The sequence below is a fragment of the Nitratidesulfovibrio vulgaris str. Hildenborough genome, assembly GCF_000195755.1.
GTDB classification, from domain to species: domain Bacteria; phylum Desulfobacterota; class Desulfovibrionia; order Desulfovibrionales; family Desulfovibrionaceae; genus Nitratidesulfovibrio; species Nitratidesulfovibrio vulgaris.
Genome location: NC_002937.3, coordinates 389,593 through 409,367, shown reverse-complemented (window position 1 = coordinate 409,367; position 19,775 = coordinate 389,593). Strand labels below are relative to the sequence as shown.

Genomic DNA, 19,775 nt, shown 5'->3' with positions numbered 1-19,775 from the left:
ACCGGCCGTTCCGGCGAGGGTGCTCTGAACCTGTGCTTTCGCTGGATGCGAAAACCCCCGCCGACACGCGCCGGCGGGGGTTGCTGTTGCTTGCTGCTAGCTGGGCCCCGTCACGACGCGATGCGTACTACGCGTACTACGCATACTACGAGGGCAGCTAGGCCGAAGGCCTTGCCGAAGCAAGCGGGCTGCCGGGTCGTAGTGGTGGTACGCATGGGGGTATCTACCTCGTGACAGATTGATTACCCTTTGCTCATAGGCCCCTCAATTCATGAGGTCAAGCGTAAAGTTCAAGATTGTGCAACCAATCTATACACTTGTCGCGAGGGCATGGGGTCGCCTAGTGGTCCCCTGAAGCAGCCGGACTGAAGTGCCTGCGTGCATGATGAAACCTGTGGCTGCGGGGGCCTTGCATCCCCCGCACAGGTCACAGGCCCTGACGCGTGGTGGGCTGGGAGGCTGCAAGCGGGGGGGGGGGGCGGGAGAAGGCCGTGCAGGAAAGCCATGGCCGAGAAGCCACAGACGGGGACGTCGCGAACGAAGCCGTTGCAGACCGGCAGTGCAACAACAGGGGCCACGCATACGCGAAACGCCCGGCGGCAAAGCCACCGGGCGCTGATTCCGTAGATGCGCCGCAACGGACGTATCCGCCATGGCACGCAGGCAGGCGATGTTACCCGCAGCAGCTGCTGGAACTGCCGCAACCGGAACAACCACCGCCCGCAGGGGCTGGCAGGGGAATCTCGGTGGCGATGGAGAAGCCCATACCGCCCATATCGATGGACACCTTGCCCACCTTCTCGAACAGGGCCTTGTTGATGCAGAAGGTGAACCCGGCGACATCTGCGGTGAGGTCGTCATCGCCCGGCTTGTCGAGGGCGAGCGCAAGGCGCGGCCCGGAACAACCGCCGGGGGCGAGGTAGACCCGGATGGGTTCGCGTTCGTGATCGGTGAAATAGGCCTCAAGTTCCTTGAGCGCGGTTTCGCTGACATTGATCATGACCTGTCTCCTTGGTGATGCATGTCCTCACGGCATCTGCGACACGGCTGCAAACCGCCGGATGCCGGGATTTCGTACCGGTACTGTCGGGAGACTTCGGCGAAAGCGAGGCTCCCTGTCTCATCAGCCGGGCAGAAGCGGAACAGATGCGGTTCGCACGACATCCGAGACAAGCACACAGGTAGGACAGCAAAAGCCCGAAGACCAATCGTTTGCCATGATACGGAGAGACCCTGTGCATCGACTGTATCTATCACCCTGCACTTCCGGCGCGTTGCGCGGTCATGCCCGCGCGGCGGGAAGCGTGTCGCGTCTGATGGCGAGGCCGATGCCAAGGAACGTCATGCCGTTATGGCGCACCGTATCGAAGTACTGTTCCGTGAACTCCATGAAGACATAGTCGCGGGCATGTTCGAACCGGATGCTCTGCCATGCCTCCGGACAACCCGGCGCATCGTCGTTGACGATGTCGTGAAAGCCGATGAGCCGTGCCTTGCCATGGAGAAGGGCGAAATCACTCCGCACGGCATCGAACGAGTGGTCTCCGTCGATGAAGGCGAGGTCTATGACCGGATAGTCGTCCACAAGACGCCGGAAACGTTCGCTACGGCTGTCCACTTGCAGGAAGGCGGCCCTGGGATTGTGCTCGCGGTAGGCTTCGAGGGCGGGCGACCTGAAGATGTCGATGCCAAGCCCTCGCACAAGGGGATTGAAACGGCGCAGGTATTCGAGCGTCACCACGAACGTCCCGCCATGCCGCACGCCTATCTCGACATAGGTCTGCACTGGAAAACGTGCGATGGTGGCAAGGTATCGCCCGAATTGATTGGGGTATTGCCACGAACGCAACCCTTGCCCGCAGAAGGTGTGCAGATGGGCAGGAAACTGGTGCAGCTTCTCCCCGTTCAGCCCGAGTCCGGGAAGGATTTCGCGTTCGAGATAGTCCGCTTCGGCAAGTCTTGTCACTTCGGCGTTACGCATCAGTTCAAGTCTCGTGAAATCGAGTGCATCGAAGCCCTGTTCCATGGCATCTCCCGGCAGAGTGGCGCTGGCTGTCAGACAAGGGACGACGGGGTGTCGCCACCGGCAAAACGATAGCAATTCATATGCCATATGACAGAAACCACTCCGTTGCACGCTCCATCCCCGTTTCAGTGAATGGTATGGACGGCCAAGGGGTTGACGGTCACGACAAAAAAAGCTAGCTCATCCTCCGCCCGACGGAATCCCGTCGCACGACGCCCATGTGGCTCAGTCGGTAGAGCACATCCTTGGTAAGGATGAGGTCAGCAGTTCAATTCTGCTCATGGGCTCCATGAATAGAAAGGCCACGGAGAAATCCGTGGCCTTTTCGCATTGGCGTGCAGCGCGGGCGGACATCGGGCAGGGCATCACGCCCTTTTCCGCATCCAGAACACGCTCCCGGCGCAGGGCAGCCCTGCAAGCCCCGGAAGGGCGGCAAGGGGGGCAAGCCGTGCGGCGAGGTCGGGCGTCGTGGAGACATGGTACCCCGGCAGCAGCAGGCTGAAGCGTTCCGCCCCGAAGAGAAGCAGCGTCGCCAGCATGTACTGTTCATTGTAGTAGCGCCCCTCCCACCCCGGCGGGTAGTCCAGCGGCAGGCAGATGTCGTGGATGCCCACAACGCACCCGACGGGCAACCGGGGCAGCATCTCAAGGAAGAAGACCGTCACGTCGGAGTTCTGCTGCGCCCTGTGGCTGCAGTCGACGAAGACGAGGTCGTCCGCCGTCACGGTGTCGAAGAACGCCATATCCACGTTCTCCAGCGGGGCACGCACCACCTCATGGCACAGCCTGTCAACCTCGGCACGCGGGGCAGGGTCGATGGAGACGATGCGCGTGGCAAGCCCGCAATCGCGTATGGCGCGTGCGGCGAACCGTGTCGAATTGCCCGACCCCACCTCTACGAAGCGTGACGGACGCATCTGTGCCAGCAGCGTGTAGATGGACATGCCGTCCAGTGAGGGTAGCCAGCCGTTGTCCCAGTGCGGTTCATGCGGTGCGGAGGCATCGAAGTCTCTCCGTATGGCGGCGAACCGTCCGGCATGGGCTACCATGGCATCAAGCAGGGGGATGTACTCGCTGCGCCGCGCATCGAACAGGTCGCGCAATGCGGCATGAGGGGCATTGCCATGCCCCCAGCGAGGGCGGGGCTGCCAAGGGTACGGGTCGTCCACTTCGAGAAGGGCCCCGCGTTCCTTGCGGGCGGCGATGTCGAGCAATAGAGCCATGTACCGGGGGTCTGTCATGCCAGCCTCATTGTGCACCCGCCTGCCGACGGGGTTGAACACCTGTTGCGCCCTCACGCAAGCCCTGCCACCGCCTCATGGCGGAAGCAGGTCACGAGATGGTCGTTGACGAGCCCCGTGGCCTGCAAATGGGCGTAGACCACCGTGGGCCCCACGAAGCGGAACCCCTCGGCCTTGAGTGCCCTGCTCACCTTCTCGCCGAGTGGCGTCGTGGCGGGGACGTCGGCGAGACTCTCCCGCCGACCGTCGACAGGTCGCCCATCCACGAAGTCCCATAACCACGCCGCAAAGGAACCGTGTCGCTCGGCAAGACGCAGGAAAGGCCCTGCGTTATGGATGGCCGATTCTATCTTGAGGCGATTGCGGACGATGCCCGCGTCGGCCATGAGCCGTGCCACGTCGGCAGGGCCGAAGCGGGCCACGGCTTCGGGGTCGAACGCGGCGAAGGCACGGCGATACCCCTCACGCTTGCGAAGCACCGTCAGCCAGCTCAATCCGGCCTGCGCCGCCTCAAGGATGAGAAACTCGAAGTGGACCCTGTCGTCACGACTGGGCACGCCCCACTCCGTATCGTGGTAAAGTACTTCTTCAGGGCTTCGTGCCCACGGACACCGGAACGGTTCGGTCATGGCCCCTCCGCAGTTATCGCATACGCCCCTAGCCGCCGCCGGAACGACAGGGTATACTGGACGCTATATCACCCACGAGGCACCGCGCAAGCCGTGCCGAGCAGCACACGGACACGAACGATGCCCGAAAGCCTACTCACCGCCATCATTGCCCTGGTCGCAGTCGTCGTAGGCGTACGGCTGGGGCGGCGGCGCGCCCGCCCGAGACCTGCATCGCCGGACACGCAGCCGGACACGCCACCCGTCCTCTTCGACGACCTGCCCGTGGGTGTGTTCCGGAGCACGCTGGACGGCGAGCACCTGCTCTACGCCAACACGAGTCTCGCACACCTCTTCGGTTGGCCTGACGCAGGCGCCATGATCGAGGGACAGACCCCGCGCGACCTCTATGCCTCGCCGACTGCCCGCGACGACATCCTTCAACGCCTGCAGCAAGCTGGCGAGATGACGACCGACGTCATCCATCTGCAGCGTCCGGGACATGCACAACGTGCATGCATCCTGCACCTGCGAATCGACAACGCCATGAAGACCATCGAGGGGTGGGTCATGGATGTCACGGAACTGGATCACCGCAAGGAGGGACTCCGCGACGCCCACCGTTTCCTGCAAAACGTGGTGGATGCCCTTCCCTGCCCGCTCTTCTTCAAGGACATGAACGGAGCCTACACGCTGTTCAACCATGCCTTCAGCGACATGCTCGGCCTTACCCCGGAGAACCTGCAAGGCAAGAACGCCGACGACATCGCACCTCCCGACCTCGCTGCCGTCTACCACAGCATGGACCAGGCGCTCCTTGACGCCAAGGGCCCAGCAAGCCAGCGCTATGAGTCAGCGTTCACAACACCTCACGGCTTGCGCCATGTGCTCTTCGACAAGGCAACTGTCGTGGATGACGAGGGCACGGCACGGGGTCTTGTCGGCATCATCACCGACATCACCGGTCGCAAACAGGCAGAGGACGCATTGCGCCGGGTCGAGGCGCGCATCCGGGCACTGGTGCACAACGCCTCGGACGGCTTCTTTTCCGTCACCCCCGAAGGGTACATCACGGAATCGAACCCCGCCATGTGCAAGCTTTTGGGGTTGAAGGTTGCGCCGTCTTCCGGCGAGAGGGGCGAACTCACATGCGTTGCGCCGGACGATGACGAGTCGTCCGATGCGAACAGGGCACAGAACATCCTCAACCTGCCGGACATGTTCGCCGAAGGGCGCGAGGCATGGGATGCAGCCCTGCACAGGCTCGGCACGGGTGCCCCGCCCGCCCCCTTCGAGGTCCGGGTGCGCAGGGACGACGGACAGACGGTGTGGCTTTCACTGGCCCTGTGGCCCGTCGACTCCGTGCCGGAGGAGGACGGTCCCCCACCCGCCGTGGAAGGCATGGCCCACGACATCACTGCCCACAAACTGGCGGAGATGGACCTCACCCGCCGCATCGTGACCGACCCGCTCACCGGACTCTTCAACCGCGCGCACATGGAGGACATGCTCCCCCGTATGCTCACACGGGCGGCTGAAGACGGAAGGACACTGGGGCTGCTCTTCATCGACCTCGACGGGTTCAAGGCCGTGAACGACACCTACGGTCATGCCGTGGGCGACACCCTTCTCCAGCAGGTCGCCGGGCGTCTGCGCCGCAGACTACGGCATACGGACATCGCCATACGGCTTGGCGGAGACGAATTCGCCGTCCTCCTCTGGGATGTCGCAGGCAAGGAAGCGGTGGAACGCATCGGTGCGGGCATCCTCTCCATCATGGCCCCGGCGTTCACCTGTACCGACATCCCCTGTTCCGTCTCGGCGAGCATCGGGGCAAGCCTCTACCCCCAACACGCCGACGACGCCCCGTCCCTGTTACGACTGGCTGATGAAGCCATGTACAGGGCCAAGGCGGAGGGCAAGAATCGCATGGCCTTCGCAGGGCCGTCCAGGGCGGGAGACTAGGGACACACCCAGCGTAAAGGTCACGCCAAAGGCGAGACACCCGGCCCGCTGTGCCGCAGCGAGCCGATGCCGGAGACACGAGACCCCCACAGTGGGACATGCGCGGGGTCTTGCCCGGGCGGCCTAGGGGGCGGGAGTGCCGGGCGTACCGGGGGGCGTACCGGGGGGCGTACCGGGAGTGCCGGACGACGCGGGAACAGGAGGCGGGACGGCCCCGGATGTGCCTTCGGGAGCGGCGGGCTCGCCTGTGGGCGTAGCCGGAACCGGTGAAGCCCCCCCGCCCTGTTTCGCTTCGGAGTCCTTCACGGCTGTACCGTCCTTCCCTTCCCCCTGCTTTTCGGGGGACGGCGGGGTGGCGGGCGAGACGGCGGGCTGGCCGGGCTGGCCGGGCTGGCCGGGCTTGACGCCCCCGGCATCCACCGGGGCCGACGGCGAAGCCCCGTCATTCACGACGGGCACGGGTTGTGCGCCATCGCCCCCGTGTTCCGGCTTCTGCGGGGGTGTGGCCGCACCTGTGACGGGAGACGCCCCGCCATCGGGCAACACGAAGGACTTCGGCGTCGCGGCAGGGACCCTGTTCACACCGGCACCCACGAGAACGAGGTGCACCCGATGCCCCTTGCCCCGCGTGAGGACGGTATACAGCGTGTCGGTGATGAAACGGCGCTGTCCGTCCACGAAGATGGTGGCCTCCACCGCATAGGTCATGCGTTCGTCGATGCGGGCCTCCTCGACTTCAAGCCGGAAGGGCACGGGAACCTGCCTGTCGGGGGAAAGCTCGACGCGGGCGACCTCCGTGGCCGGGGCGTCCTGCCGGCTGACATCGAGCAGGCGCACCACAAGGGTGTAGCCGGGCGGCAGGGCGATACGCTCACGGTATGAGACGGTACCGTCCACGGCCAGCATGTGCATGGGGGACGCAAGCGCGGGTTTTTCCACGACCGAGGCTGGAACCGGGCCGCACTGGGCCGTTGTGGACACGAGGCAGAAGAGCGAAGTCGCGGCACAGGCGAACAGGCGTAGGAACATGTGTCGCTCCATGGTTGTATGGTACGGTATGACCGGATGCCGCAGGGCATCGGGCACGTATCCGGCAAAACACCGGACGGGACATCGGGCAGGATGTCGGGCAGGACATCGCGCAAGATGTCGGCCAAGACGATTTTTCCATAGCACGCACACGCACCGTTGTCTTGCCCCCCATACGCCGGACGATCACCCCGTCCATCCACAAGACAGCCCTTCTCCGCATCCCTGACCGACTCCATGACCGACGACCTGCAAGCCACGTCCGACGCGGCCCCGCAGGGGGCATTGACTTCATCACCGCTTCTCCCTATCTGTGCGCCGTCCAGACATCTTCTCCATCTCTCCGGCGGTCTGGACGACCCGGAGAGACATCGGGCCACGACGCCACCCCGGAGGGGCGAAGGCCATGCCCCCATCCCACAGCACATCACCGAGACAACCGGAATGCGTACCTGCCACCCGGCAGGCACGACGCCGCACGCGACGTCACGACAACATCCAGTGAACGACGCAGGGTGCGCTTGCCCGCATCGATGATTGTCCCTAGAATGCACCACTGCGGCCCACCCCCTCGCAACCATCAGGAGTTTGCAGCATGTACCGCAATACAAAGAACGTTCCCTACTATGTCTTCGGCAAAGGCTCGTTCGCCCAGTTGGGCGACCTGCTGGCGGAACGCCGTGCCGAAAAGGGCCCCGTCGTCTTCTTCGTCGACCACTTCTTCCGCGGGCACGACCTCATAGACCGTCTGCCCATGCAGCAGGGCGACCAGCTGCACTTCGTCGACACCACCGAAGAACCCAAGACCACCGACATCGACGCCTTCACCGCCGCGATACGCGCCGACGACGACCGCCAGCCCTGCTGCGTGGTGGGCATCGGCGGCGGTGCCGTGCTGGACACCGCCAAGGCCGTGGCCAACATGCTCACCAACCCCGGCAAGGCCGAAGACTATCAGGGCTGGGACCTCGTGAAGTTCCCCGCCGTCTACAAGATAGGCGTACCCACCCTTTCGGGTACCGGGGCCGAATGCTCGCGCACCTGCGTGCTCACCAACGTGCAGCGCGGCATCAAGCTGGGCATGAACAGCGACTTCACCATGTACGACCAGTTGCTGCTCGACCCTGAACTCACCCGCACCGTACCCCGCGACCAGTACTTCTACACGGGCATGGACACCTACATGCACTGCATCGAGTCGCTGCGGGGCAGCTACCGCAACGTCATCATCGACGCGCTGGCGGAGAAGGCCGTGGGCATGTGCCTCGACATCTTCCTCTCCGACGACATGATGAGCGACGAGAATCTCGAGAAGATGATGATAGCCTCGTACCTCGGCGGCATGAGCGCAGGCAACGTGGGCGTCATCCATCCCATCTCCGCCGGTCTTTCGGTGGTGCTGCACGCCCACCACGGCATCGCCAACTGCCATGCCATGAGCGTGCTCGAAGAGTTCTACCCCGAAGACCACAAGCACTTCGTGGCCATGATGGAACGTCAGGGCGTCACACTGCCCAAGGGGCTGTGCGCGAACCTCACCGACGCGCAGTACGAGTCCCTCGTCGCCTCGTCGGTGGTGCACGAGAAGCCGCTGACCAACGCCCTCGGCCCCGGCTTCCGCGACATCCTCACCCGCGAGAAGGTCATCTCCCTGTTCAAGGCCATGTAGCGGCGCGTCCACGCATACCGGGTCGCGGGGGGACACCCTCCCGCGACCATGCCATACCGCCACCGGGACAGGCGGAACACCCGGTCGGCCCACGCAGCAACCCTCCCGGCAGGACACATCAGGAGTCTGACGGATGGAACTCAAGGTCAATTTCAGCGGTCGCGCCCTCAGGTACACCGAAGAGGAAATCGCCACCGTGGTGGACGCCATGCGCAATGCGGAGACGCTCACGCAGGGCCGCTACATGCAGGAATTCCAGCAGAGGTTCTCCCGGTTCATCGGTGTGGAGCACAGCTTCGCAGTCATGAACGGCGTCTCGGCACTGGAGCTTTCGGCCCAGCTTTGCCGCTTCCGCCCCGGTGACGAGGTCATCATCCCGTCACACACCTTCACCGCTTCGGCCTATCCCTTCGCCAAGAAGGGGGCGAAACTGGTGTGGGCCGACATCGACCTCGCCACCCGCGTCGTCACCGCCGAGAGCATCGAGAAGGTGCTCACGCCGCGCACCAGGGCCATCGTCGTGGTGCACCTGTACGGCTACGTGGCCGACATGCCCGCCATCATGGACCTCGCGCGCAGGCACAACCTGCTGGTCGTCGAAGACACCGCGCAGTCCATCGGCGCGGACATCGACGGCGTCATGTCCGGTGCCTTCGGCGACTTCGCCATCTATTCGTTCCATTCGCACAAGAACATGACCACCCTCGGCGAGGGGGGCATGCTCGTGGTGAAGGACCCCGCACTGGCGAAGCTGGTGCCCGCCCTGCGCCACAACGGGCATTGCGGCTTCGACTTCGAGCGCCCCGACTACTGGAAGCCCGCCATGGGCAACGTGGACATGCCCGAAATCGATGGCGAGTTCCTGTGGCCCAACAACTACTGCATCGGCGAGATAGAGTGCGCGCTTGGCATCAAACAGCTTGAACGCGTCTCCCGCATCAACGCCGAGAAGCGCGAACGCGCCATACGCTTCATCGACGCGCTGGCGGACTACCCCGAACTCGAATTCCACCGGGTGGACACCACCCGCCACAACTACCACCTGCTGGCCGCCCGCATGACCAACGGCAGGCGCGACGACTTCATCCGCGCCATGCATGACGAGAAGGGCGTGAAGTGCGTGGTGCAGTACTACCCGCTCGACCGTTACCCGTTCTACAAGAAACTGGGCTTCGGCACGGCGGACTGCCCCAACGCCGACCTCTTCTTCGACAACATGGTCTCCTTCCCGTTCCAGCACTGGCTGACAGAAGGCGAGTTCGACCACATGCTCGCCTCGACCATCGACGTGCTCGAAACCCTCCGCAAGGGATAGCCGCCGCATGAGCGACACGCGACGCTGCGTCGTCATCCCCGCGGTCAAGAAGAACGCGGTCATCCCCGACCAGCTGGTGAAACGGCTGGCGGGGGTGACGCTCATCCAGCGTGCCATCGACACCGCCAAGGCGCTTGCCCCCGGCGACGACATCGTGGTCGTCACCGACAGTCAGGAAATCGCCCTCATCTGCGAACGCAACGGGGTGCGCCATGTGTGCAACCCCGGACTGCATCTCGCCACGCTGGACATCGTGCGCGAATTGCGCGGCGTTCTTGAAGACCTCGCCCGCAGCTACGGGCATATCGTCATCTACCGCGCAAGCTGCCCCCTGCTCACCGCCGACGACATCGAAGACGCCTACGCCACCTTCCTGCGCGAAGGGGCCGACTGCCTCGTCACCGTCAAGAGCGTGCGCCACCGCGTGTGGGAGAAGCGCAACGGGGGACTCGACGCCCTGCTGTCGCAGGACGAGACCGAACCTTCCATCTATGTCGAGAGCAAGGCACTGGTCATGCTCGACGCCTCGGCGCTGACCCGCGGCGAGGTACGCAAGGTCGTCCCCTACTTCCTCAACGACCGGGCCATCGAGATAAACAGCTACCAGGACTGGTGGATCTGCGAGAAGCTGCTCTGCCGCAAGCACATCGTGTTCGTGGTGGCGGGCTACCCCGCCATCGGCATGGGACACATCTTCCGTGCGCTGATGCTGGCACACGAGGTGGCCGACCACCGCATCACCTTCCTGTGCACCCGTGAAAGCGAGCTTGCAGCCAGCAACATCGCCGCACGCGACTACCGTACGCGGGTGCAGCAGGGCGACGACCTTGCGGCGGATGTACTGTCCCTGCGACCCGACCTCGTCATCAACGACATCCTCAACACCGATGCCGACTATGTGGGCCGCCTCAGGGAGGCGGGTGTGCGCGTGGTCAACTTCGAGGACGAAGGGCCCGGCGCGCATCTGGCAGACCTTGTGGTCAACGCCCTGTACGAGGAGAAGGTCGACGACCCGCGTTTCCTGCACGGGCACCGCTTCTTCTGCCTGCGCGACGAATTCGTCAACGGCGTTCGCAACGACTATCGCGACCCGGTGCGTTGCGTCCTTGTCACCTTCGGCGGCACCGACCACTCCGACTTCAGCCGTGGCACCCTCGACGCCATCGAACCGCTGTGCCGCGAACGCGGCATCACCATCCGGCTTGTGGCGGGCCCAGGTTACGCCCACAAGGACGCCATGCAGGAACATGTGGAACGGCTTGGTTCGCCCCTCGTGGAGTTCACCTACGCCACCAACGTCATGTCCCGCATGATGGAGGGGGCCGACCTCGCCATCTGTTCCGCCGGACGCACGGTGTATGAACTGGCGCACATGCGCGTGCCTGCCATCGTCATGGCCCATCACGAACGGGAGGGGCGGCACACCTTCGCCCGCGGACGCAACGGCTTCGCCTACCTCGGCGTCATGGAGCACTTCGACGGGGCCAAGCTCACCCGCGTGTTCACCCAGCTTCTCGACGCCGGAAACCGCCGCCGTCTGTTCGACAGGCAGGCGCGGTTCGACTTCATCCGCAACAAGGCCGACGTGGTACGCCGCATCACCGCGCTGCTCGACGACACCCCCGCACCGGAGAACGCATGAAGACCGTAGCCCTCATACAGGCACGCCTCGGTTCCAGCCGCCTGCCCTGCAAGATGATGCTCTCGCTGCACGGCCTGCCCGTCATCGACTGGGTCGTGCGCCGCGTACGCCGTGCCACCCTCGTCGACGAGGTGGTGGTAGCCACCTCCACGCAGCCCGAGAACGACATCCTCGAACATCACCTCTCCCGGCAGGGGGTGGCGGTGTTCCGCGGGCCGGAAGACGACGTGCTCGAACGCTTCCGCCTCGCCGGGGCTGCCTACGGCGCAGAGCAGGTGGTGCGCGTGTGCGCCGACAACCCGCTCATCTGGGGCGGTGCCATCGACGACCTCATCCGCTTCTGGCGGGCCGAGGGGTGCGACTACGCCTACAACCACATCCCGCGCGGCAACCTCTACCCCGACGGTCTCGGGGCGGAGACGCTCTCGTTCGCACTGCTCGAGGAAGTGGCCCGCGAGGCGACGCTGCCCGAACACCGCGAGCACTGCCTGTCGTTCATCTGGGCGCACCCCGAACGCTACACCATACGTACCTTCGACCCGGCCGACCCGGCGTTGCACCGTCCCGACCTCAAACTGGACATGGACACGCCCGCCGACTACCGGTACCTCGCCCTTATGGACATCCATCCCGACATCACCCCGGAGGAGCTGGTCGCCATGCTCCCCCGCACGGCATAAGCCCAACAGCCCCAACCCAACCAAGGGAGGAGCACGATGAAACTTCTCGAACTGTTCGCACACCGCCCCGTCCCCGCCGACGGCATCGCACGGCCCTATGTCATCGCCGAAGCGGGCGTGAACCACGAAGGCAGCATGGACATCGCGCGCCGCCTCATCGACGAGGCGTGCGAAGGCGGTGCCGACGCCATCAAGTTCCAGACCTACAAGGCGGCCACGCTCGCATCCAAGGACTCTCCGGCCTACTGGGACACCACCAAGGAACCCACCAAGAGCCAGTACGAGCTGTTCACCCGCCACGACAAGTTCTGGAAGGGCGAGTTCGAGGCCCTGAAGCGACATTGCGACACGGCGGGCATCGAGTTCCTCTCCACGCCGTTCGACGTGGAGTCGGCAGGTTTCCTCGACGATCTCATGGACGTGTTCAAGATCTCCTCGTCGGACATCACGAACAAGCCGTTCATCCGCTTCCTGTGCGACTTCAAGAAGCCCATCATCCTCTCCACCGGGGCCGCCTACCTGCATGAGATCGCAGAGGCCGTGTCGTGGATCGAAGAGAAGGGCAACCCGCTGGCGTTGCTGCACTGCGTGCTGAACTACCCCACCGACGACGTGAACGCGGGCCTCGGCATGATCCCCGTGTTGCGCCAGCACTTCCCGCAGCACCTCATCGGCTATTCCGACCACACCCTCCCGCGTGACATGAAGGTGCTCGAAGTGGCCACGCTGCTCGGTGCGACCATCCTCGAAAAGCACTTCAGCCACGACAAGACCCTGCCGGGCAACGACCACTACCACGCCATGGACAAGGACGACCTCAAGGTCTTCCGCACGAACATGGAGCGCGTCACCGGCATGGTGGGCCCGTGCAACATCACCTCGCTGCCCTCCGAGGAACCGGCACGCCGCAACGCCCGCCGCAGCCTCGTGGCCGCCCGCGCCATTCCCGCGGGCAAGGTGCTCGAACCCGCCGACCTGACGTGGAAGCGTCCGGCCCACGGCATCAGCCCCCGCTGCTATGACGAGGTCGTGGGCATGAAGGCACGCGCCGACATCGCCGAAGACACCGTCCTGAAATGGGGCCATCTCGAATAGCAACCGCAACCGCGCCGCCGTGCCCCACGGCACGGCGGCGCAGGTCACATCCATGAGCGACAGCACCGCACGCCGCGTCCTCGTCCTCGGGGCCGCCCCCGAAGACGCCACGCCCGAGACGCATATCATGGCGGGGCCGTGGGCCTTCGCCGGTCAGGAGGAACGCTTTCCCGGCTGGGAGACATCCTTCACCATCTGCCCGCCGCCCTTCGCCGACCCCGACCTTCTGGCACAAGCGCAGGACGAGGCCCACACCTATGCCATCAGCCGCATCGACGACATCGCCCTGCGGCTGGGCGCGCACCACGGTGCCGACCTGCCACGCGCCTTCTGGGAGGTGGCCCTCATCCCGTGGCTGGCACTCTGCGGACAGTTGCTGGTGGAACGGCAACGTCGCGTACAGGACATGCTACGCCTCTTCGGTGACGAAGAACTTGAAGTCACCCTGCTGCCCGGCGACTGCGCCTTCTCCTTCCACTCGACGCACGATTTCGTCCTCCACGGCGCACAGGACAACCTGTTCAACCACTGGGTCTTCTCGCGCATGATCGAGGGCATGGTCCCGGCGGCGTGGACCGTGCGCTGGGCGCAACCCGTCACGCGCCATTGCGGCGCTCCCGAGAAGGGCTTGCGCCACATGGCGCGCACCCTGCTCTACAAACTGCCATTCCCCCGCGTGAAGGGCTTCTCCACCCGTCGTTCGCTGCTGTATTCGCTGGCCCTCATGGCCAACCGCAACTCCGCCGACAACACGATACCCCTCGACAGGCTGCGGGGCAGGATGCCGCAGTGGTGCTTCGACCCCGACACGGTACTGTTGCCGTCCATCCCGCGCAGCTTCTACACCACGCCGCTCCCGCGCCGCGTGAAGCCCGCTGCCCGTCCCGGCATCCGTGTCGCCAGCGTCGCCAGCTTCTACGACGACCCCTACCGCTTTCATCTCGCCGCCGCACGCGCTGCCGGCACCCGGCTGGTCTTCATCCAGCATGGCGGCAACTACGGGCATGTCCGCACCTACGGCACATCGCCCGTCTACGAGTACAACCAGCACGCCTTCCTCACATGGGGGTGGACCTCGCACGGGCCGCACAAGGGCAACTTCGTACCCGTGCCCCACGCGCAGCTTCAGGAGTTGCGCGGCAGGCACCGGGACGAAAGCGGCAGGCTCATCCTCGTGGGCGCGGAGATGAGTACCTTCAACTACAGACTCGACTCCAAGCCGCAGCCTTTCGAATTCACGCACTACCGCAACGACAAGGTGACGTTCCTCGAAGCCCTGCCCGAAGCCACCCGCAAGGCCACCCTGTACCGGCCCTACTTCGAGACCCGTAGCGGACTCGAAGACGCGCCATGGGTGCTGCGACGGGTGCCTGACGTGGAACGCTGCACGGGCAGCCTCGACGACCACATGCTCCGTTGCCGTCTGCTTGTCCTCGACCACCACGGCACAACCCTTGAACTGGCCATGGCCGCCGACGTACCCATGGTGCTGTTCTGGAACATGCAACACTGGCGCGTGTGCCCCGAGACGGAAGAGGCCCTCGGCTGGCTTGAGGAGGCGGGCATCTATCACCGCACCCCTGCGGCTGCGGCAGCGCACATCGCCCGCATCTGGGACGACGTTCCCGGCTGGTGGCACTCCGCCCCGGTACGCGAGGCACGCGCCCGGTGGTCCGCCCGCTATGCCCTGACCACCGACGACGATTTCGACAGGGTATGGACGCAGACCCTGCGGACCCTCTAGCCCGCGAGACGCACGCCCATGTCCGGCAGACTTCGCAACGCACTGCACAAGATACGCGACCGCGGCCTCACCCCGCGCGACCTCTTCAGCTACGGCTGTATCGCGGGGCATCGCCTGCTTTCCGGGGCATGGGGCACGCTCATGCTGCGGGCCAAGGCCGGTTGCCTCGGCATCACCGTCGGCAAGGGCTGCGAGTGCTTCGGCACGGTCATCCTCTCGCGCTGGCCGGGCAGCCGCATCGAACTCGGCGACGGGGTGAGCATCATCTCCTCGTCACGGCGCTGCACTTCTGCCACCATCCACGCCCCCACGCGACTTCGCACCTTCGCGCCCACGGCACGCATCATCCTCGAGGACGGCGTGAGTCTCAACGGCACGGCCATCACCGCCCGGTCGCGCACCATCCGCATCGGCAAGGGCACCATGGTCGCGCCCAACTGCGTCATCACCGACTCCGACTTCCACGCCATGTGGCCCCCCGAGACGCGGCTGGACACACCCGCCTTCGAACGCGATGCCGACGTGACCATCGGTCAACATGTCTGGCTGGGGATGCGCTGCATCGTGCTCAAGGGCGTGACCATCGGTGACGGAGCCATCGTGGCGGCAGGCAGCGTGGTCACACGCGACGTTCCCCCCGCGACACTGGTGGCGGGCGTACCCGCCCGCGTGGTACGACATTTGCCGTGACGTTTTTGGTGGCGGCCGGTTGAAACCGTAGCGTACGAGACGACGGACCGGGGGATTTTCAGTCCCCTGCTCTCTGCGCCCCGTACGCTGTCCCAAAGCACGCCGTCACGCGCGGTACAATCCGCGACACACCACGTGATAAGCCACACGATGTGACACGTCAGGTGACAAGGGGTTCCCGACCATCCCCGATGCCGCCTCTTTTCCGTCCACACCGGTCGACGCGGCAACCGCGCCCTGCACCATCACACACGACGTAACGCGCGCCGCCCCGACGCACAGAACGGACTCCATCATGGCCCAACCCCAGCAGACACTCGCCAAACGCTACGCCTACAAGCTGCTTGCCAACGTCGCCAGCATCCCCGTGTACCTGACGATGGAGGCCATACTGCCTCGCGCCCTCGGCCCCAAGGCCTACGGCGACTACAGTTTCGCCACCAACATGTTCCAGCAGTTCACGGGCTTCCTCGACATGGGCACCTCGACCTGCTTTTACAACGCCCTGTCACGGCGACAGCAGGAATTCGGCCTCGTCTCCTTCTACCTTCGCGCCACCGCCCTCATGCTGGTGGTGACCATGCTCTCATCGGGGCTGGCCTTCGTGCCTGTGCTTGGCGACTGGCTGTTGCCGGGTGTTCCGGCATGGATAGTGCCGCTGGCCGCGCTGTGGGCCTTCCTCACATGGTGGGGGCGCGTGCTGCGTTCCATGAATGACGCGCTGGGTGTCACGGTCTCCAGCGAGATGGTGCGCACGGCGGTGAACCTCGGTAGCGTGGCCGTTCTTGCGGGACTGTTCTGGGCCGGGTGGCTCAACATGGGGGTGCTCTTCGCGCAGCAGTACGCCACGCTTCTCCTGCTGGCGGCGGGGTTCGGCCTCGTCCTGCGCGGCTGCTGGCAGAAGCCCGACTTCACTCTCGACCGCGAGGCGCGACGCGCCTACACCCGCGAATTCTGGACGTACAGTTCGCCCCTCTTCGTGCAGGCGTTGGCCTCAACGGTGTTTCTCGTGGCGGAACGCTGGCTGCTCCAGACCTTCGAAGGCAGCGTGCAGCAGGGATTCTTCGCCCTCTCGCAGAAGGTGGGCATCGCCTGCTTCCTGTTCGTTTCCGCCATGACCCCGCTGGTCATGCGCGAGCTGTCCATCGCCTACGGCAACAAGGACCTCAAGGAGATGGGCAGGCTGCTCGACCGCTTCGCCCCCCTGCTCTTCACCGTGGCGGGCTACTTCTCGTGCTTCACCGCCGTCGAAGCCCCCGCCGTGGTGGCCATCTTCGGCGGAGCGCAGTATGCGGCGGCCATCGTGCCTGTGCAGATAATGGCCCTGTACCCCGTGCATCAGGGCTACGGGCAACTGGCAGGCGCGGTGTTCTATTCCATGGGGCGCACCCGCACCATGCGCAACATCGCCGTCACCGAGTACTGCATCGGGTTCTGCATGTCGTGGCTGCTGCTTGCCCCTGCCTCGCACTTCGGCTTCGGCCTCGGGGCCACCGGGCTTGCCATCAAGACCGTGCTGCTCCAGTTCGTCTCCGTCAATTTCATGCTCTGGGTGGGCTCGCGCATGATACCCATGCACTTCTGGCGCAACGTCGCCCATCAGGCCGGGGCGCTGGCCTTCCTCGTCGGTGCGGCGTGGCTGTGCCGCACGGGCACGATGGCGATGGGCCTCGGCGATGCCACGGCCATCGTCCGCTTCTTCGTCTCGGGCGTGCTCTACTCGTGCATCGTAGGCGGCGGGGTTCTCCTGTTCCCGCCTCTCGCAGGCCTGACACGGGCCGACCTGACCGGGCTTGCCACGCGCGCCCTCGGCAGACTGCGTCGCAACAGATAAGGATCCTGCGACCGGAAAGAACACTGAAGTGCCGCACGGGAACACACCGTGTGGCACTTCATCAGCATGCACAGCCAGTCCGGCATCTGCTCGCGGACACCATGTCCTGAACGGCATCACCCTCCCTGCCACCATACCGTGAACGTCATGCCACCCCACCATATGACAGTATCGCAGTACGGGAGCGCAGCCTTACACCACACCAGTATACTCCACATCCCCCATTGCCTTCGTGGCATTTGCAGGTAAAGTCTACGTTCTTTCACCGGCACGTAACGGCGGACAGATACCTGTGTCGCACGTTCAGGCCAGCGCCCCCATCACCCCCAGAACCTGCGAGAGAGACATGCTACGCAACTATTCCATCGCCACACGCATGACGGCGCTCTTCACCGTCATGGCGCTGTGCATCGTCTGCATCGTAGCGGCCTTCTACGGCACCATCGCCAGAGTGACAGCCGCAGGTGTCTCCACCTCGCAGACCATGCTGCTTGACGAACAGAAGAACCGCATCCAGTCCATCACCCACTCCACGGCCCTGTCGCTGGAGGTACTCACCGCCCGCGTACAGACCGACGAGGAGAAACTCGCCATCATCGCCGACGCCATCGAGAAGGCGCGTTTCGAAAGCGACAACTCCGGCTACTTCTTCGTCTACACGGGTACGGTCAACGCCGCCCACCCGACCCAGAAACAACTCATCGGCAAGGACCTCGGCAACACCACCGACCGCGAAGGCGTGTACTACGTACGTGAACTCGCGCGGGTGGCGGCGAGCGGCGGCGGGTTCGTCACCTTCGTCTTTCCCAAACCGGGCAAGGGCGACCTCTCCAAACTGGGATATGCCGAGGCCATTCCCGGCACACGCTACTGGATTGGCACGGGCATCTACATCGACAACATCGACGCCGCGCGCGAGACCCTGCACGCCACCATGACGGACATCAGCCAGCGCGAGACCCTCATCACCCTCGGTGTGGTGCTTGCGGTGCTGCTGCTTCTGGGCGTCCCCGCAGCCATGGCCCTGACCCGTTCCATCGTGCGGCCCCTCGCTGCGGCGACCCATGCCGCCACGCGCATCACGGCGGGTGAACTCGACATCACCCTCGACACGTCGGGCAGGGATGAGGCCGCCACCCTGCAACGCGCCCTCGCCGACATGGTGACGACCCTGCGCGACAACTTCGCAGCACTCCATGCCAAGGAGGCCGAGGCGCAACGCCAGACCCAGAGTGCCCTTGAAGCGGCTGCCCGTGCGGACGAGATGGCCCGTGTGGCCCTCGCCTCCCGCGAGGGGATGTCCAGCACCGCCGTGCGCCTCGGCGAGGTCACGACCGACCTCGACACCGACTCGCACCGTCTTGCCGCCCTGTCGGGTTCCATCAACAGTGGGTCCGGCATCCAGTTGCAACGGGTGGGCGAGACCGCCACGGCCATGAGCCAGATGAACGCGACGGTTCTCGACGTGGCCCACAGTGCTGCAGGCGCAGCCGAACAGACGGCCCTCACCCGCGACAAGGCCCGCGAGGGGGTCGACTCGGTCAAGGCCACGCTCGATGCCATGCAGTCGCTTGACACCGTGGCCACAGGTCTGGCCGACGACATGCGCAAACTCGACGCCCAGTCCGCCGCCATCGACAAGGTGGTCAACGTCATCAACGACATCGCCGACCAGACGAACCTGCTGGCCCTCAACGCCGCCATCGAGGCGGCCCGTGCGGGCGAGGCGGGACGAGGGTTCGCCGTCGTGGCCGACGAGGTGCGCAAGCTTGCCGAGAAGACCATGCAGGCCACCGGCGAGGTGGGCATCACCGTGCGCAACATCCAGACACTTACCCGTTCCAACGTGGCGAGCATGGAAGATGCCCTGAAGGCCATCCGCGCCGCTGCCGAGCGTTCCGGACAGTCCGCCGCCACCCTCGGTGAGATTCTGCGCATGACAGACGCCGCAGCGGCACAGGTTCAGGCCATCGCCGCAGCAGCCGAGGAACAGTCCGCCGCATCGGAGCAGATAACCCGCAGCATCGCCGAGATAGACGCCGTCGCACGCGACAACGGCTCGCTGCTGTCTGAGGCCGATACGGCCATCCGGGGCATCGAGGACAAGACGGGCATCCTGCGCGGCCTCATGGCCGACCTCAACGACAAGGCCCGTAGCTGACCCGGCGCAAAGGGGCTACCGGACGCCACCCGGCCACCCTGCGGAAGGGACAGACACTGGAGTATCAGCCCCCTGC

The 19,775-nt window shown here is 65.0% G+C and carries 15 protein-coding genes and 1 tRNA gene; 11 read left to right on the top strand and 5 right to left on the bottom strand.

Features of this window, described 5'->3' with window-relative positions:
* Positions 1-673: 673 nt before the first annotated feature.
* The gene (locus DVU_RS01765) at positions 674-1,000 is read right to left on the bottom strand and encodes an IscA/HesB family protein (RefSeq protein ID WP_010937666.1); all 327 of its coding nucleotides are present in this window, start codon (positions 998-1,000) and stop codon (positions 674-676) included.
* 282 nt (positions 1,001-1,282) lie between these two features.
* Positions 1,283-2,026: a class I SAM-dependent methyltransferase gene (locus DVU_RS01760; RefSeq protein WP_010937665.1), complete on the bottom strand. Its 744-nt coding sequence runs from the start codon at positions 2,024-2,026 to the stop codon at positions 1,283-1,285.
* A 214-nt stretch (positions 2,027-2,240) separates the two neighbouring features.
* On the opposite strand from DVU_RS01760, the gene DVU_RS01755 reads away from it, so the two are divergent.
* Positions 2,241-2,316 (top strand) — tRNA-Thr (locus DVU_RS01755).
* Between the two features lie 75 nt (positions 2,317-2,391).
* Here the strand turns inward: DVU_RS01755 and DVU_RS01750 are convergent.
* Positions 2,392-3,267, bottom strand: coding sequence for a class I SAM-dependent methyltransferase (locus tag DVU_RS01750; protein ID WP_014524221.1), 876 nt, complete (start codon positions 3,265-3,267; stop codon positions 2,392-2,394).
* Positions 3,268-3,320: 53 nt separating this feature from the next.
* Positions 3,321-3,896 (bottom strand): DNA-3-methyladenine glycosylase I, encoded by a 576-nt coding sequence (locus DVU_RS01745; RefSeq protein WP_010937663.1) that lies wholly within the window; start codon positions 3,894-3,896, stop codon positions 3,321-3,323.
* A 120-nt stretch (positions 3,897-4,016) separates the two neighbouring features.
* On the opposite strand from DVU_RS01745, the gene DVU_RS01740 reads away from it, so the two are divergent.
* On the top strand, positions 4,017-5,840 hold the full coding sequence (locus DVU_RS01740) for a sensor domain-containing diguanylate cyclase (protein WP_010937662.1): 1,824 nt from the start codon (positions 4,017-4,019) through the stop codon (positions 5,838-5,840).
* A gap of 123 nt (positions 5,841-5,963) precedes the next feature.
* On the opposite strand, the gene DVU_RS01735 is transcribed toward DVU_RS01740, so the two are convergent.
* Complete coding sequence (locus DVU_RS01735; RefSeq protein WP_014524220.1) at positions 5,964-6,869, bottom strand: YbaY family lipoprotein; 906 nt, start codon at positions 6,867-6,869, stop codon at positions 5,964-5,966.
* Between the two features lie 595 nt (positions 6,870-7,464).
* Between DVU_RS01735 and DVU_RS01730 the strand changes: the two genes are divergently transcribed.
* From DVU_RS01730 to DVU_RS01690, 9 genes are all read left to right on the top strand, one after another.
* The gene (locus DVU_RS01730) at positions 7,465-8,538 is read left to right on the top strand and encodes an iron-containing alcohol dehydrogenase family protein (RefSeq protein WP_010937660.1); all 1,074 of its coding nucleotides are present in this window, start codon (positions 7,465-7,467) and stop codon (positions 8,536-8,538) included.
* Positions 8,539-8,671: 133 nt separating this feature from the next.
* Positions 8,672-9,853 (top strand): DegT/DnrJ/EryC1/StrS family aminotransferase, encoded by a 1,182-nt coding sequence (locus DVU_RS01725; protein ID WP_010937659.1) that lies wholly within the window; start codon positions 8,672-8,674, stop codon positions 9,851-9,853.
* 7 nt (positions 9,854-9,860) lie between these two features.
* Positions 9,861-11,495, top strand: a complete 1,635-nt coding sequence (locus DVU_RS01720; protein ID WP_010937658.1) for an NTP transferase domain-containing protein — start codon at positions 9,861-9,863, stop codon at positions 11,493-11,495.
* Positions 11,492-12,175 (top strand): cytidylyltransferase domain-containing protein, encoded by a 684-nt coding sequence (locus DVU_RS01715; RefSeq protein WP_010937657.1) that lies wholly within the window; start codon positions 11,492-11,494, stop codon positions 12,173-12,175. The genes DVU_RS01720 and DVU_RS01715 overlap by 4 nt, the downstream gene beginning before the upstream one ends.
* Before the next feature lie 36 nt (positions 12,176-12,211).
* On the top strand, positions 12,212-13,270 hold the full coding sequence (locus DVU_RS01710; protein ID WP_010937656.1) for an N-acetylneuraminate synthase family protein: 1,059 nt from the start codon (positions 12,212-12,214) through the stop codon (positions 13,268-13,270).
* A gap of 52 nt (positions 13,271-13,322) precedes the next feature.
* Positions 13,323-15,014, top strand: a complete 1,692-nt coding sequence (locus DVU_RS01705) for an LIC12162 family transferase (RefSeq protein ID WP_014524219.1) — start codon at positions 13,323-13,325, stop codon at positions 15,012-15,014.
* A gap of 18 nt (positions 15,015-15,032) precedes the next feature.
* The gene (locus tag DVU_RS01700) at positions 15,033-15,704 is read left to right on the top strand and encodes an acyltransferase (protein WP_010937654.1); all 672 of its coding nucleotides are present in this window, start codon (positions 15,033-15,035) and stop codon (positions 15,702-15,704) included.
* Positions 15,705-15,999: 295 nt separating this feature from the next.
* The gene (locus DVU_RS01695) at positions 16,000-17,538 is read left to right on the top strand and encodes a lipopolysaccharide biosynthesis protein (protein WP_010937653.1); all 1,539 of its coding nucleotides are present in this window, start codon (positions 16,000-16,002) and stop codon (positions 17,536-17,538) included.
* Between the two features lie 346 nt (positions 17,539-17,884).
* Positions 17,885-19,699, top strand: a complete 1,815-nt coding sequence (locus tag DVU_RS01690) for a methyl-accepting chemotaxis protein (protein WP_014524218.1) — start codon at positions 17,885-17,887, stop codon at positions 19,697-19,699.
* The last annotated feature ends 76 nt before the right edge of the window (positions 19,700-19,775 follow it).

Bases quoted from the DNA above. Each gene is read 5' to 3' on its own strand.
- DVU_RS01765 (WP_010937666.1), bottom strand. From the start codon at position 1,000: ATGATCAATGTCAGCGAAACCGCGCTCAAGGAACTTGAGGCCTATTTC.
- DVU_RS01760 (WP_010937665.1), bottom strand. From the start codon at position 2,026: ATGGAACAGGGCTTCGATGCACTCGATTTCACGAGACTTGAACTGATG.
- DVU_RS01750 (WP_014524221.1), bottom strand. From the start codon at position 3,267: ATGACAGACCCCCGGTACATGGCTCTATTGCTCGACATCGCCGCCCGC.
- DVU_RS01745 (WP_010937663.1), bottom strand. From the start codon at position 3,896: ATGACCGAACCGTTCCGGTGTCCGTGGGCACGAAGCCCTGAAGAAGTA.
- DVU_RS01740 (WP_010937662.1), top strand. From the start codon at position 4,017: ATGCCCGAAAGCCTACTCACCGCCATCATTGCCCTGGTCGCAGTCGTC.
- DVU_RS01735 (WP_014524220.1), bottom strand. From the start codon at position 6,869: ATGTTCCTACGCCTGTTCGCCTGTGCCGCGACTTCGCTCTTCTGCCTC.
- DVU_RS01730 (WP_010937660.1), top strand. From the start codon at position 7,465: ATGTACCGCAATACAAAGAACGTTCCCTACTATGTCTTCGGCAAAGGC.
- DVU_RS01725 (WP_010937659.1), top strand. From the start codon at position 8,672: ATGGAACTCAAGGTCAATTTCAGCGGTCGCGCCCTCAGGTACACCGAA.
- DVU_RS01720 (WP_010937658.1), top strand. From the start codon at position 9,861: ATGAGCGACACGCGACGCTGCGTCGTCATCCCCGCGGTCAAGAAGAAC.
- DVU_RS01715 (WP_010937657.1), top strand. From the start codon at position 11,492: ATGAAGACCGTAGCCCTCATACAGGCACGCCTCGGTTCCAGCCGCCTG.
- DVU_RS01710 (WP_010937656.1), top strand. From the start codon at position 12,212: ATGAAACTTCTCGAACTGTTCGCACACCGCCCCGTCCCCGCCGACGGC.
- DVU_RS01705 (WP_014524219.1), top strand. From the start codon at position 13,323: ATGAGCGACAGCACCGCACGCCGCGTCCTCGTCCTCGGGGCCGCCCCC.
- DVU_RS01700 (WP_010937654.1), top strand. From the start codon at position 15,033: ATGTCCGGCAGACTTCGCAACGCACTGCACAAGATACGCGACCGCGGC.
- DVU_RS01695 (WP_010937653.1), top strand. From the start codon at position 16,000: ATGGCCCAACCCCAGCAGACACTCGCCAAACGCTACGCCTACAAGCTG.
- DVU_RS01690 (WP_014524218.1), top strand. From the start codon at position 17,885: ATGCTACGCAACTATTCCATCGCCACACGCATGACGGCGCTCTTCACC.